Genomic DNA, 14110 nt, shown 5'->3' on the forward strand with positions numbered 1-14110 from the left:
GCTTTCGCCGGGGTGACAAATCAAGAAATCAACTCCAATCGCAATTTCCACCCCGGCTCATCACCGTGCGCGACATACGGCTCGCAAACCCAGCGATCGCCGATGGCGGCCAACTCGCCATCAACGTACACCAGCGGCAGGCGCCGGCGCTCCCACGGCGGGATGCCGGCCTCCTGCAGCAGCTTCTTGAGCTTGTGATGATGCGCGCGACCGGGCAGACGGCAAATCTCTCCGCCCTGGCGCAGCCCGACGACGAGTGGCGCGCGCTCGATACGCTCCTGCGATAAACCGTCGCCACGCGCGGGTTCCGCTCGCAGCCGCCCGACGCCGGGAATTTCCAGCGTGTCCGCCGGGTTCCAATGAAGCCGTAAAGTGGAATCCGGCTCGCGACGCGGTTTGCGCGCCGTGAGTTCATCGCGATAGCGGCACACCTCGGCTCCCGGCCAGCGGATCACGGCCTGTTTCGAGGCAGGGTCGCGCGCGACCTGTGCCAGCACCTGATCCAGATGCATGGCCGTGGGCGCCTGAAAGCCCTGCCGGCGCAGCCAGTAACGCACGAGATTGCGGCTCCGCGGCGGGGACAGCCCGCGCAGGGCGCCGACCGACAGCCTCCCCTCCTCCGTGCCGCGACAGAGATTCCAGTCCGATTCAGCCAGTTCGTCCAGCAGTTCCACGGCCTCCGCCGCCATGCCCGCCGAACGCGCGATCCGGCGCGAGGCCTCGGGCCAATGCGCTTCCAGCAGGGGGAACACCCGGTGACGCAGGAAATTGCGCGCGAACCGCAGGTCCTGATTGCTGCTGTCTTCGATCCATTCCAGGCCTTCGCGCGCGGCCCAGGCCGCCAACTGCTCCCGGGTAAAATCCAGCAAGGGCCGCGCCAGCCGGCCCCGGTGAAACGGCACCACGGCCGGCATGGCCGCCAGGCCGTGCACCCCGGTCCCGCGCAACAGCTGCAACAAGACAGTCTCGGCCTGATCGTCCGCCTGATGCGCCGTGAGCAGAACCTCGCCCGGCCCGACATGCCGCGCGAGAGCGGCATAGCGCGCGCGCCGCGCCGCGTCCTCCAGCCCATGTCCGCGGATCTGCGTCACCTGGACACATTCCACCGTGCAGGGAATATTCAGGCGCGCGCAGGTCTGTTGTACCTGTCTGGACCAATCCGCCGAATGCGGGTGCAGGCCGTGGTCAACATGCACCGCGCGCAACGTCAACGCCAGCGATTCACGCAGACCGGCAAGCGCATGCAGAAGAACGCAGGAATCAAGACCGCCGCTGAAGGCGACCGTCAGGGGTGTGGCGGAGGACAGACCGAGGCGGCGCAGGACGTCCGCCAGTGCCGCGGGCGAAAAGACGGGCGTCGTTCCCGACATCCTGTCTCCCGCGACATGAGTGCCTCCCTGCACGTCATCAATGCTCTTCAAATTCGCCGTAGTGCATCAAACGATCGTAGCGCCGCTCCAGCAGGCGCTCGAGCGGCACTGAATTCAGGTTATCCAGCGCGGCGATGAGGGACGATTTGAGGATCTTGGCCATCGCTTCCATGTCGCGATGCGCGCCGCCCAGGGGTTCCGCCACGATCTCATCCACCAGGCCCTGGCGACTCAGGCTGTCGGCGGTAATTCCCATGGCCTGCGCCGCTTCTGCTGCCTTGTCGGCGGAACGCCACAGGATGGAAGCGCAGCCTTCGGGCGAAATCACGGAATAGGTCGAATACTGCAACATCATCAGCCGGTCGCACACGCCGATGGCCAGGGCGCCACCGGAACCGCCCTCGCCGATGACGACGCTCACGATGGGCGTGTGCAGCCGCGCCATTTCATAGAGATTGCGCGCGATGGCCTCGCTCTGGCCGCGTTCTTCCGCGCCCACGCCGGGATAGGCGCCGGGGGTGTCGATCAGCGTGATCAGCGGGAGATGAAAACGCTCGGCCAGGCGCATCAGGCGCAGCGCCTTGCGGTAACCTTCCGGGCGCGGCATGCCGAAATTGCGCCGCACCTTCTCGCGCGTGTCGCGCCCTTTCTGGTGTCCGATGACCACCACCGGGCGTCCATCGAGCCGCGCCAGACCGCCGACGATCGCCGGGTCGTCGGAGAAGGCACGATCGCCGTGCAGTTCCTCGAAGTCGGTGAAAGCAAGCGCCAGATAATCCAGCGTATAGGGACGCAGGGGATGGCGCGCCAGCTGCGAGATCTGCCACGGCGTCAGCGCGTGAAAAATGGATTCAGTCAGCTTGCGGCTTTTGGCGCTGAGCTTGTTGATCTCCTCGTTGATATTGATCGCCCCGCCCTTGTCGGCGTAACGCAGCGCTTCGATCTTGGCCTCCAGATCGGCGATGGACTGTTCGAATTCGAGATAATTCTGATTCATGTGCCGTGTACGCGGTTCCCTGTTGGTCAGCGATATATCAGATGCACACTGCTTTCACCGGCCAGGCGCGACAGGCGCTCCAGCACGTTGTTCGTCGGGCTGATGCGCCATTCATCGCCCAGCACGATCTCGGCCTCCGCCTGCGGGCTCCGGTAATGCAGATACACCGGGCACTTGCCCTGCGCCGCGGGCCGGAGAATTTCCTTCAGCTCCTCGACAAAACCATTGCCCGCCTGCTCGGCATTGACGTCGATCACCAGCCGCGCGCTGAACGCGGCCCGGGCCTGATCAATATTATAGAGCTTCTCGGCGGACATTTTGAATCCGCCGGTGTATTCATCCACGCTCACCTGGCCTTCCACCACCAACAGGGTGTCCTTGGCCAGCAGCTCCCGGCTTTGCGCGTACAGATCGGAAAACACCGCGAGCTCCAGGCGCCCGGTGCGATCGTCGAGCGTCACGAAGGCCATGCGGTCACCGCGACGGGTCTGCATGGTGCGCTGGGCCACCACCAGCCCCGCCACCACCAGGGTGCTGTCGCTGGAGGGTTTGATCTCGGCAATGGTGGCATCCGTGATGGCCTTGAGTTCCTCGGCGTAGCGCGCGATCGGGTGGCCGGTGAGATACAGGCCGAGCGTATCCCGCTCGCCATCGAGGCGCTGTTCCTCGCTCCACTCGGCCACGGTTTCGTAGACATGCGCCTCCGTGGGCGCGGCCGCGGTGGCGCCGAAAATGTCCGACTGCCCGGCCTCGAGGTTGCGACTGTGCTGGTCGGCGGCGGCCAGCGCCGCGTTGAGCGAGGCCATCAAGGCGGCGCGATGCGTGCCGAGGCCGTCGAGCGCGCCGGCCTTGATCAGCGACTCAAGCACGCGCCGGTTGACCTTGCGCAGGTCGATGCGCTGGCAGAAATCGAACAAGTCCCTGAACGGCCCTTCGCGATGGCGCTCCTGCAGGATGGCCTCGATGGCGGCTGCGCCCAGGCCCTTGATGGCGCCCAGGCCGTAGAGAATCGTGCCGTCATCCACCGGCACGAAGTGATATTCGCAGCGGTTGATGTCGGGCGGCAGGATGTTCAGCTTCATGTCGCGGCATTCGGCCATCATGGTCACGACCTTGTCGGTCTTGTCCATGTCCGACGACAGCACCGCGGCCATGAACGCCGCCGGGTAATGCGCCTTGAGCCAGGCCGTCTGGTAGGCGATCAGGGCATAGGCCGCCGAGTGCGAGCGGTTGAAGCCGTAACCGGCGAACTTCTCGATGACGTCGAAGATATGCGTCGCCAGCTTGTCGCTCACGCTGCGCGCGACCGCGCCCTGCACGAAGCCCTCGCGCTGCTGGGCCATCTCCTCCGGTTTTTTCTTGCCCATGGCGCGGCGCAGCAGATCGGCGCCGCCGAGCGTGTAGCCCGACAGCACCTGCGCGATCTGCATCACCTGCTCCTGGTACAGGATCACGCCGTAGGTGGGCTTGAGAATCGGTTCCAGGCTCGGATGCAGGTACTTGATGGCGGTGCGCTTGTGCTTGCGGTTGATGAAGTCGTCCACCATGCCGGACTGCAGCGGCCCCGGCCGGAACAGCGCCACCAGCGCCACGATCTCCTCGAAGTTGTCCGGTTGCAGGCGCTGGATCAGGTCCTTCATGCCGCGCGATTCCAGCTGGAACAGCGCGGTGGTGCGCGCCGACTTGATCAGCGCGTAGGTCGCGGGATCGTCGATGGGCAGCTGTTCGATGACCACCGGTGGCTCGCCCTTCTCTGCGCGCCCGGCATTGATGGTCTTGAGCGCCTTGTCGATGATCGTGAGGTTGCGCAGCCCCAGAAAATCGAACTTCACCAGCCCGATGGCCTCGACGTCACCCATGTCGAACTGGGTGACCGTCTGGGTGCTGCCCTGTTCACAGTAGAGCGGCATGTAATCCGTGAGCGGACCGGGCGCGATCACCACGCCCGCCGCGTGCTTGCCGGCGCTGCGCGCCAGGCCTTCGAGTACCCGCGCCGTGTCCAGCAGGTCGCGCACGTCATCTTCCTTCTGGTAGCGCTCCGCCAGCTGCGGCTCGATTTCGAGCGCGCGCTCGAGCGTCATGCCGATCTCGAAGGGAATGAGCTTCGCCAGCTTGTCCACGTAACCGTAGGGATGATCCATGACGCGCCCGACGTCGCGCACCACCGCCTTGGCCGCCATGGTGCCGTGGGTGATGATCTGCGCCACCTTGTCCTGGCCGTACTTGTGGTTGACGTATTCGATCACGCGATCTCGCCCTTCGATGCAGAAGTCCACGTCGAAGTCCGGCAGCGATACGCGTTCCGGGTTCAGGAAACGTTCGAACAGCAGGTCGTACTTGATCGGATCGAGCTCGGTGATGCCGAGACTCCAGGCCACCAGCGACCCGGCGCCGCTGCCGCGCCCCGGACCGACCGGAATGCCATTCTGCTTGGCCCACTGGATGAAGTCGGCCACGATCAGGAAGTAACCGGGAAATCCCATCTTGACGATGGTGGCCAGCTCCAGCTCCAAGCGTTCGGTGTAAAGTTTACGCTTTGCCTCGCGCGTCTCCACCGGCATCAAATTCAGGCGCGCCTCCAGCCCCTGCTCCGAATCCCGCCGCAGCAGCTGGTCGATGGTCATACCTTCCGGCACCGGGTAGGCCGGCAGGTAATATTTGCCCAACTCGAGATGCAGGTTGCAGCGGCGCGCGATCTCCACCGTGTTGTCGAGGGCCTCGGGGATGTCCTGGAACAGCTCGGCCATCTCCTCGCTTGAGCGGAAATACTGCTGCGGGGTGTAGCGGCGCGGGCGGCGGGTGTCGGTCAGCACGCGGCCGTCCTGGATGCAGACCCTGACCTCGTGCGCGTCGAAATCGTCCGGCTGCAGGAACACCACGTGATTCGTCGCCACCACCGGCAGCGACAGCCGGCGCGCCAGGTCCACCGCGGCGTGATTGTAATCTTCCTGAAACGGCTGGCCGGTACGCTGCAGCTCCAGATAAAAGCAGCCGGGGAACCATTGCTGCCAGGCATGCGCCAGCTCATCCGCGTGCGCGACATTGCCGGAGAGCAACGCCTGACCGATATCGCCCTCGTGCGCGCCTGACAGCGCGATCAGCCCCGACATCGGCGCTTCCAGCCAGGACTTGGCGAGACAGGGCCGGCCGGAATGCTGGCCCTCCACGTAGGCGCGCGTCAGCAAGCGGCACAGACGTCTATAACCTTCGGTGTTCTGGCACAGCAAGACCAGACGATGCGGCTTGTGCGGGTCGGCGGGGTTCTCCAGCCACACATCCGCGCCGATGAGGGGCTTGACCCCGGCGGCGCAGGCGGCCTGATAGAACTTGACCACCCCGAAAAGGTTGGCCAGATCGGTCACGGCCACGGCCGGCATGCCATGGCGGACGGCGGTTTTGACCAGGTCGTCCGTGCGGACGATGCCGTCTGCCAGTGAAAACTCGGTATGGACGCGTAAATGGACGAAGGGCCGGCTCACGGCCGGTATTTGACCGTAAATCCGGGGGCCAGGGAAGCAGTAAAAACCGGTGGCACGAATACCCGATTAGTTAGGCTTTTCCGGATGTCCGGATATAATGTTGATCAGGCACATCCAATCCACTGCGCAAGCGACTGAAACTGAATAAATGAGCATTACCGAGGTCATCAGCAATCCCCGCGTCAGGCAGTGGCTTCCGGGCGTTCTCAACGGCGGCATGCTGTTGTTGCTTACCGCCAGCCTCGCGCAATGGACCTGGCTCATGATCAAGCCGCCGCTGCCGCCACTCGTGGTCGCGCCGCCTCCGCCTGCGGCGGCCGCCAATGCTTTTTCATTACAACCTCTGCTCGCGGCCCATCTCTTCGGTCAGGTCAGCCAGGAATTGACCGGCCGGCGTCTCGACAATCTGCCCATCAGCAGCCTAAACCTGATCCTCGCCGGCGTGATCGCCTCGGGCGCCGGTGGCTACGCGCTGATTTCGGTCAACGGCCAGGCGCAGGAACCGTTCGCGGTCGGCCAGACAATCACGGGCAGCGCGGTGTTGCAGGCGGTGTATTCGGACCGGGTCGTGATCGGACGTAATGGTGCGCTCGAAAGCCTGCTGCTCGAGGGCGCGGACCATTCTCAACCGCCACAGGAAATGGCTACCCCTGCCGTCAACCGGACGGCCGGCATGCCCGGCGGCGGCGCCATTGTGCAGGAAACCGGAACCAACCAATATACTGTGGCGCGCGATCAATTGGCGGCGCAGATGCGCACGCCGGATTTCCTGAAACAGGCCACCCTGGTACCGTCCAGCGGCGGCGGCTTTCTGGTGCGGCAGATCCAGCCGGGCAGCCTCTATGAAAAACTGGGCATGCGCGCGGGCGACGTCATCAAGTCAGTCAATGGCCAGCCGATCAACTCCGCGGAAGACGCGATCAGGCTCTACCAGCAGATATCCAGCATCAGTTCGGTGCAAATGGATATCACGCGCGGCGGCAAAAGCGAGTCACTTTATTACCAGTTCGCGCAAAATCAGTAAGGTTTTCCAATGCCCATGACGTCACTGAACATACCGGATTGAGGATGGCCGACTCCCGTAATTCCCTGGCAGTACATCTCGCCGCGCTGGCGTTGGGCATCCTGCTCGCCACCCCGTTATCCACGCATGCGCAGGACCAGGCGGACGAGGCGGAAATGAACGCACCACCCATGCCGGCCGCCCCGTCTCCGCCCCTGAACGGAGGAAGCCACCCGGCCTCACCCCTGACACCGATGGGCGCCGCCCCGGCGCCGCGCCCGGCTCCGCCCATGCCGCCTTCCCGGCCATCCTCGGTGACGCCGACCGTCACGGCGCCCGCCGGACCGGCCTTGCGCCCGGGCGAAATGATGTTCAACTTCCAGGAAGCGGACATCCAGGCGGTGGTCAAGACCGTATCGCAAATCACGGGCAAGAATTTCCTGCTCGATCCGCGCGTCAAGGGCAAGCTGACCATCATCTCCACCCAGCCGGTATCCCGGAAAGCCATTTACCAGATATTTCTGGCATCGCTGAAGGCGCAGGGTTATACCGCGATCGACAGCGCCAGCGGCTTCGTCAAGCTGGTGCCGATCGCCGATGCGAAACAGAATGCCGATGTCACCACCGGCATGATGCCGCGACCAGGCGAGCAGACCATGACGCATGTCATCACGGTCCAGCACAGCTCCGCCGCGCAACTGGTGCCGCTGTTGCGTCCGCTGATGGCGCCGACCAGCCAGCTTTCGGTGTACTCGCCGAGCAATACCCTGATTGTCACGGATTACGCCGACAACATTCGTAATCTGCTGCGTATCGTCGAGATCATCGACCAGCGTGGCGGCGCGGAGCTGGCCATCATTCCCCTGAAGTATGCTTCGGCATTGGACATTGCCGACATGGTCGTCCGGCTTTATCCCAATGTTTCCCAGTCTCCCGGAACGCCCGGCCCCGCCCAGGCTGCCGGCGGCGAGGCGGATCGCGTCACCATCCTGCCCGATCTGCGCACCAACAGCCTGCTGGTGCGCGCGGAAAATCAGGGTGCCATCAAGGACCTGCGCGAATTCGTGGAAAAGCTGGACGTGCCGGCCAAGGTTTCCGGCAATACCCGCGTGGTATATCTGCGCAACGCCGAAGCCACCAAGCTGGCCGAAATTCTGCGCGGCTTGTTGACGGGCGAGGCACGCGCGCAAACGACCGCCGCGGTGGTGCCGGGACGCCCCGCGGCAACCAAATCCGGCGCCGAGTCCTCGCAAATCCAGGCCGACGAATCCACCAATTCACTGGTCATCAGCGCCCCGGACGCGGTATTTAATAATCTGCGCGCCGTCATCGAAAAACTCGACGTGCGGCGCGCGCAGGTATACGTCGAAGCGCTCATTGCGGAAATCACGACCGACAAGGCATCGCAATTCGGATTCCAGTGGGCGGCGGGCGCGCAATCGGGAAGCGGGACCGTTGGCGGCCTGACCAATTTCCCCAACTCCGGCACATCGATCGTGGGAGTCGCCACCAACCCGACATCGCTGGGCTCCGCGGGCGGATTGTCGTTGGCCTATCTCGGCAGAAAAATTACCCTTTCGGACGGCACCGAGGTACGCAGTCTCGGAGCCTTGGCGCGCGCGCTCGAGGAAAAAAGCATCGGCAATATTCTGTCCACGCCCAATCTGCTCACGCTGGACAACGCCGAGGCGAAAATCGTCGTGGGCCAGAACGTTCCCTTCGTGACGGGAAGTTTTTCGCAGGCGACATCCACCAGCGGAACCGTAAACCCGTTTCAGACCATTGAACGCAAAGACGTCGGCCTGACCCTGAAAATCAAACCGCAGATATCGGAAGGCGGCACTGTCAAGCTCCAGATCTCCCAGGAAAGCTCCAGCGTCGCTCAGGCGACCGGCGTACAGGCCTCGGACCTGATCACGAACAAGCGCTCTCTCGAAACGACTGTCGTGGTGGATGATGGCAACACCATCGTGCTGGGTGGATTGATCGAAGACAGCGCGCGGGAAAACACCCAGGCCGTTCCTTTCCTTGGCCGCATTCCCCTGTTGGGCTGGTTGTTCAAGTATCGCACCGAGACAAAAACAAAAACCAATCTGATGGTGTTTTTGCGTCCGGTCATCGTCCGGGGCCCGGAAGACAGCTATGGTTTCAGCTCCAGCCGTTATTCGCACATCAATGCCGAGCAAAAGAAAATCAGCAATCAGCCGGCGCCCATCCTCGAGGACTTCAAACCGAGGGAGCCGCTGCCTCCCGGTCCGACCGAGAGCAAAAAGGACGCCAGAATTACCGAAGAAATCCCGTCGGACAAAACATTTGGGCCGCCTAATGTTCCCGACGCGACGTCGCCATCCGACCGCGCATCGCCTTAACCATTCCTGACGGCCGCCATGGACAACGCGCCCGACCTGCAAGCCCTGGACCCCGCCTGGACCCAGCGTCTGCCCTATCATTTCGCGCGCCGCCACGGTGTCATCAGCGCCTGCGTGCGTGACGGCCTGCTCGAGGTCTGGGCCAAACCGGGCGTCACCAGCGCGACCCTGGCGGAACTGGACCGCGCGCTGGGCCAGCCGATCCAGGTGCGCGAGCTGAGCCCGGCCATGTTCGATTCCGCCCTCAACCGCGCCTACGAGCGCGGCGTGTCGCAGGCCATGGACATCGTCGACGATCTCGACGAAGACCTCGACCTGGCGGAACTGGCGCAAAACCTGCCGCAGGCCATGGACCTGATGGAAAGCGAGGACGATGCGCCGATCGTGCGGCTCATCAACGCCCTGTTGACCCAGGCGGTGCGCGAGGGCGCTTCCGACATCCATATCGAACCGTTCGAGACCCGTTCCGTGGTGCGTTACCGCATCGACGGCGTGTTGCGCGACATCGTCGAGCCGCAGCGCGCCCTGCACGGCGTGATCGTCTCGCGCGTCAAGATCATGGCCAGCCTCGACATCGCCGAGAAGCGCCTGCCGCAGGACGGCCGCATCACGCTGCGACTCGCAGGCCGGCCGGTGGACGTGCGCGTCTCGACGGTGCCGACCGGTCATGGCGAGCGCGTGGTGCTGCGTCTGCTGGACAAGCAGGCCGGGCGCCTTGACCTGACAGGCCTGGGCATGTCGAACGACACGCTGAAAATACTGGTGGAACTGATCAACCAGCCGCACGGGATTATCCTGGTCACCGGCCCCACCGGCTCGGGCAAAACCACCACGTTGTACGCCGCACTGGGCAAGCTCGACAGCACCCAGCACAACATCCTCACGGTCGAGGACCCGGTCGAATACGATCTCGACGGCATCGGCCAGATGCAGGTCAACGCCAAGATCGATCTCACTTTCGCGCGGGCGTTGCGCTCCATCCTGCGCCAGGATCCGGACATCATCATGATCGGCGAAATCCGCGATCTCGAGACCGCGCAGATCGCGGTGCAGGCGAGCCTGACCGGACACCTGGTACTGGCCACCCTGCACACCAATGACGCCGTCGGCGCGGTGACGCGCCTGGTGGACATGGGCGTGGAGCCGTTTCTGGTGGCCTCGAGCCTGCTCGGCGTGCTGGCCCAGCGCCTGGTGCGCAAACTCTGCCCGGTCTGCCGCCGCGAGCACACGCCGGACGCGGCCGAGCGCAAAATGCTCGATGACAGCCAGGGCACCTCCGGGGCAAGGTCCATCTACGCACCCGGAACCTGTCCCGCCTGCTCCAATACGGGATATCAGGGACGCACCGGTATTTACGAACTGCTGAGCATTGACGAAAGCATGCGTACCCTCATCCACGATGGCGCTTCCGAGGGAAAATTGCGCGACTATGCCCGCGCGCACGGCATGCGCACCATCCGTGACGACGGCCTGCGCTGGGTGCGCGCGGGCGCGACCAGCCTCGAAGAAGTGCTGCGCGTGACACGCGAATGACGGACCGGAAAAAAAGAAATAACAGTTGTAGCCCGGATGAAGCGCAGCGGAATCCGGGGTTTGTTAATGCTTCCCCGGATTCCGGCGCTACGCGCCTCCATCCGGGCTACGTCGGGTTAGCGTAAGTCTATGGCGGCCTTCGAATACCAGGCGCTGGATGCCATGGGTCACGCCGTGAAGGGCGTGATGGAAGGCGACGCCGAGCGCCAGGTGCGCGCGGCGCTGCGCGAGAAAGGCCTGACGCCGTTGCAGGTGGAAGTCATCGACCAGCGCGCGGAATCCAAACGCGGCGGCTGGAATTTCTCCTTGCGCCGCGGCATACCCGGCGCCGAACTGGCATTGATCACGCGCCAGTTCGCCACCCTGATTCACGCCGGCCTCACCATCGAGGAATGCCTCAACGCCCTCATTGAACAGACCGAAACCGCGCGTTCCCGCGCCGTGCTGGCCGGGGTGCGCACGCGCCTGCTGGAAGGCCAGTCGCTGGCGCGCAGCCTTGCGCAGTTTCCCGACTCCTTCCCGGATATTTTCCGCAGCATGGTGGATGCCGGCGAGCAGTCGGGCAAGCTCAGCGAGGTGCTGGAGCGCCTCGCGGATTACACCGAGAACCGGCAATCGCTGCAGCAGAAGGTATTGCTGGCGTTCATCTATCCGGCCCTGGTCACGCTGGTCGCCAGCGCCGTGGTCATCGGACTGGTCGTTTATGTCGTGCCACAGGTCACGCGGGTTTTCGAAAATACCGGACAAAAACTGCCGATCATCACGGAAATGCTCATCACGATCAGCAATTTCCTGCGCGCCGGCGGCTGGTGGTGGCTGGTGGCTGTCGTGGCGGCGTTCTTCGCTTTTCGCGTTGCCTTGCGCGAGCCGCATCTGCGCCTGCGCTGGCATCACCTGCTGTTGCGCCTGCCGATGGTGGGGCGCGTGATACGCGGCACCAACGCCGCGCGCCTGTCCAGCACGCTCGGCATCCTGACGGCGAGCGGCATACCGCTGCTCAACGCCATGCAGTCGTCGGTGCAGACCGTCACCAATATGCCCATGCGGGCGGCGGTGGAAGACGCCTTGCGGCAGGTGCGCGAAGGCGGCAGCCTTGCCCGGGCGCTCGGCAAAACCAAACTTTTCCCGCCCATGGTGATCCACCTGATCGCCAGCGGCGAGGCCACCGGCAAACTCGACCAGATGCTGGACCGCGCCGCCACGGCGCAGACACGGGAACTGGAAAACTGGGTACGGGCGCTGACTGCCCTGCTCGAACCGGTGCTAATTCTGGTGATGGGCGCGATCGTATTATTCATCGTACTCGCCATCCTGTTGCCGATTTTCGAAATGAATCAACTTATCAAATGAGGATTTCCATGAAACAGGCGTTGCGGTCGAATAATGCAGTCAGGGGCTTCACGCTCATCGAGGTCCTGGTGGTCGTGGTGATTCTCAGCATCCTCGCGGCGCTGATCGTGCCGCGCATCATGGACCGCCCGGATCAGGCCCGCATCATCGCCGCCAAAAGCGACATCCAGGCGATCACCAACGCGCTCAAGCTCTACCGCCTGGACAACGGCGTTTATCCGACGACCGAGCAGGGCCTGCAGGCGCTGACCAAAAAACCGGAGACCGGAGAGATCCCGCGCAACTGGAAATCCAGCGGCTACCTGGACCGCCTTCCGAAGGATCCATGGAAAAACGATTACCAGTACCTCAACCCCGGCCTGCAAGGCGAGATCGACGTGTTCAGCTATGGCGCCGACGGACAGCCCGGGGGCGACGGCATCAACGCCGACATCGGGTCGTGGAATCTCGACTACTGAGCCTAGTCATGTACCGCGCGCGCTCGCAACGGGGTTTCACGCTGATCGAGGTCGCGGTGGTGATGCTGGTGATCGTCATCGTGCTCGGCATCGTCAGTGTCAACCTGGAACCCGACCGGGAAAGCCCGGTGCGCGACGAGGCCCGGCGCCTGGTGTTGCTGCTGCAAACCGCGCAACAGGAATCCATTCTGCAAGGGAAGATACTGGCGGTGGCAATCGAGCGCGAAGGTTACTCCTTCCTGATGCTCGACGATGACCGTGAATTCAAGCCGATGGACGGGGATGAAGTGCTGCGCGCGCGGCCGCTGCCGTCCGGCATTGTCATCTCCAGGGTGGACGTCGAGGGCGTGCCGGAAGACGACGAAACCAAAACACCGCGCCTGATCCTGCTGCCGACCGGAGAACTGTCCCCGTTCACGGTTATTTTCTCGCAGGGTGACGTGCGCTGGCGGGTGGAGGGCACACTCACGGGAGAAATCACGGCGCAAACAATGACGCCGGCGGAGAAGGCATGAGGCCGCGCCGGCCGCGCGGTTTTACCCTGGTGGAAGTGCTGGTGGCGCTGGCGGTGCTGGCCATCGCGCTGACCGCCGTCATGCGCACCCTGGCACAGGCGATTGACGCCACGGCCACGCTGCGCGAACGGCATGTGGCGCTATGGGTGGCGCAAAACCGTCTGGCCGAGCACCAGATACGCCGCGACTGGCCGGCCGCCGACACCAAGGACGGTGACACTGAAATCGGCGGGGAGAAATGGTTCTGGCGCGAGCAGGTATCCACCACACCCGAATCGGCGATCCGGCGCATCGAAATCACGGTACGGCGTCAGGCCGGCAGCGAGGACACCCAGGCCAGACTAGTGGGATATCTGCGCAACACAACAGGCACAACCCCGCCCGGCACACCCGCCGGCACAACCCCAGCCGGCACATGAAGCAGCATCGCGGATTCACGCTGCTGGAACTGCTGGTGGCGATCGGGATTTTCGCCATGATCTCCGCCATTGCCTATGGCAGTCTCACGCGGCTGATGGCTGACCGTGAACGCTTGCAGGTCGAACAGAGATTCTGGAGCCGTTTGTCGCTGACCTTCGCGCGCATGGAGGAGGACCTGTCGCAGGCACGCGAGCGCAGCGTGCGCGATGTGATTGGATTTACCCAGCCGGCGTTTCGCGGGCAGCCAACCGATACGCGCGCGTTGTCTCCACCCAGCATGGAATTCACCCGTGGCGGCGTGCTGACATTCAGCGACGGGGTGCGCAGCGATTTGCAGCGCGTTGCCTATCGCCTGGATGACGGTACGCTGAAACGGCTCACTTGGCCGGTACTCGACCTGGGCCCGCAAACCACGCCAGCCGAGGCACCGCTGCTCAGCGATGTCGAGGAGTTCCGTGTGCGCTTCTACGCGCCGGCCGGCGCCTGGGTCGATGTGTGGCCCGCCCAAAGCATCACCGATCCTCTTCCCCGCGGAGTCGAGGTAAAAATCACACTCAAGGGACGCGGTGAATTCACGCGGTTGTTTCTCATCAATGGCTAGGCCAACAGCTGCGCC

Annotated in this window: 11 protein-coding genes; 8 read left to right on the plus strand and 3 right to left on the minus strand. The window is 63.9% G+C overall.

All coding sequences use genetic code 11. The features are described from left to right. Positions 1 to 20: 20 nt before the first annotated feature. From tilS to dnaE, 3 genes are read right to left on the minus strand one after another with little or no spacing between them, the layout of a single operon-like run. Positions 21 to 1370, minus strand: coding sequence for a tRNA lysidine(34) synthetase TilS (tilS, locus tag SCL_RS07620; RefSeq protein WP_096360661.1), 1350 nt, complete (start codon positions 1368 to 1370; stop codon positions 21 to 23). 37 nt (positions 1371 to 1407) lie between these two features. Then, positions 1408 to 2367, minus strand: a complete 960-nt coding sequence (locus tag SCL_RS07625) for an acetyl-CoA carboxylase carboxyltransferase subunit alpha (protein WP_096360662.1) — start codon at positions 2365 to 2367, stop codon at positions 1408 to 1410. A 26-nt stretch (positions 2368 to 2393) separates the two neighbouring features. Continuing rightward, positions 2394 to 5846 carry a DNA polymerase III subunit alpha gene (dnaE, locus tag SCL_RS07630; protein WP_096360663.1) on the minus strand — a complete coding sequence of 1151 codons (3453 nt, stop codon included), beginning with the start codon at positions 5844 to 5846 and terminating at the stop codon, positions 2394 to 2396. A 148-nt stretch (positions 5847 to 5994) separates the two neighbouring features. Here dnaE and SCL_RS07635 point away from each other — a divergent pair, with 148 nt between their 5' ends. The 8 genes from SCL_RS07635 to gspJ all read left to right on the plus strand — a co-directional run bounded on the left by SCL_RS07635 (position 5995) and on the right by gspJ (position 14095). Further along, positions 5995 to 6870: a type II secretion system protein N gene (locus SCL_RS07635; protein WP_096360664.1), complete on the plus strand. Its 876-nt coding sequence runs from the start codon at positions 5995 to 5997 to the stop codon at positions 6868 to 6870. A gap of 44 nt (positions 6871 to 6914) precedes the next feature. Beyond that, on the plus strand, positions 6915 to 9218 hold the full coding sequence (gene gspD / locus SCL_RS07640; protein WP_096360665.1) for a type II secretion system secretin GspD: 2304 nt from the start codon (positions 6915 to 6917) through the stop codon (positions 9216 to 9218). A gap of 18 nt (positions 9219 to 9236) precedes the next feature. Further along, positions 9237 to 10751, plus strand: a complete 1515-nt coding sequence (gene gspE, locus SCL_RS07645; protein ID WP_096360666.1) for a type II secretion system ATPase GspE — start codon at positions 9237 to 9239, stop codon at positions 10749 to 10751. Between the two features lie 129 nt (positions 10752 to 10880). After that, positions 10881 to 12101 (plus strand): type II secretion system inner membrane protein GspF, encoded by a 1221-nt coding sequence (gspF, locus tag SCL_RS07650; protein ID WP_096360667.1) that lies wholly within the window; start codon positions 10881 to 10883, stop codon positions 12099 to 12101. 8 nt (positions 12102 to 12109) lie between these two features. Continuing rightward, positions 12110 to 12559: a type II secretion system major pseudopilin GspG gene (gspG, locus tag SCL_RS07655; RefSeq protein WP_172425969.1), complete on the plus strand. Its 450-nt coding sequence runs from the start codon at positions 12110 to 12112 to the stop codon at positions 12557 to 12559. Positions 12560 to 12567: 8 nt separating this feature from the next. After that, entirely contained in the window at positions 12568 to 13074 is a 507-nt protein-coding gene (gene gspH, locus SCL_RS07660; RefSeq protein WP_096360669.1) for a type II secretion system minor pseudopilin GspH, read from the plus strand. Then, positions 13071 to 13493 (plus strand): type II secretion system minor pseudopilin GspI, encoded by a 423-nt coding sequence (gspI, locus tag SCL_RS07665; RefSeq protein WP_096360670.1) that lies wholly within the window; start codon positions 13071 to 13073, stop codon positions 13491 to 13493. Before gspH ends, gspI begins: the two co-directional genes overlap by 4 nt. Next, positions 13490 to 14095: a type II secretion system minor pseudopilin GspJ gene (gspJ, locus tag SCL_RS07670; RefSeq protein ID WP_096360671.1), complete on the plus strand. Its 606-nt coding sequence runs from the start codon at positions 13490 to 13492 to the stop codon at positions 14093 to 14095. The genes gspI and gspJ overlap by 4 nt, the downstream gene beginning before the upstream one ends. Positions 14096 to 14110 lie beyond the last annotated feature (15 nt).

The organism is Sulfuricaulis limicola, from assembly GCF_002355735.1.
GTDB classification, from domain to species: domain Bacteria; phylum Pseudomonadota; class Gammaproteobacteria; order Acidiferrobacterales; family Sulfurifustaceae; genus Sulfuricaulis; species Sulfuricaulis limicola.

Excerpts from the sequence above, each read along its gene's own strand:
- gspI (WP_096360670.1), top strand. The coding sequence starts at position 13,071 with ATGAGGCCGCGCCGGCCGCGCGGTTTTACCCTGGTGGAAGTGCTGGTG.
- tilS (WP_096360661.1), bottom strand. The coding sequence starts at position 1,370 with ATGTCGGGAACGACGCCCGTCTTTTCGCCCGCGGCACTGGCGGACGTC.
- gspJ (WP_096360671.1), top strand. The coding sequence starts at position 13,490 with ATGAAGCAGCATCGCGGATTCACGCTGCTGGAACTGCTGGTGGCGATC.
- SCL_RS07625 (WP_096360662.1), bottom strand. The coding sequence starts at position 2,367 with ATGAATCAGAATTATCTCGAATTCGAACAGTCCATCGCCGATCTGGAG.
- gspH (WP_096360669.1), top strand. The coding sequence starts at position 12,568 with ATGTACCGCGCGCGCTCGCAACGGGGTTTCACGCTGATCGAGGTCGCG.
- gspE (WP_096360666.1), top strand. The coding sequence starts at position 9,237 with ATGGACAACGCGCCCGACCTGCAAGCCCTGGACCCCGCCTGGACCCAG.
- gspG (WP_172425969.1), top strand. The coding sequence starts at position 12,110 with ATGAAACAGGCGTTGCGGTCGAATAATGCAGTCAGGGGCTTCACGCTC.
- gspF (WP_096360667.1), top strand. The coding sequence starts at position 10,881 with ATGGCGGCCTTCGAATACCAGGCGCTGGATGCCATGGGTCACGCCGTG.
- SCL_RS07635 (WP_096360664.1), top strand. The coding sequence starts at position 5,995 with ATGAGCATTACCGAGGTCATCAGCAATCCCCGCGTCAGGCAGTGGCTT.
- gspD (WP_096360665.1), top strand. The coding sequence starts at position 6,915 with ATGGCCGACTCCCGTAATTCCCTGGCAGTACATCTCGCCGCGCTGGCG.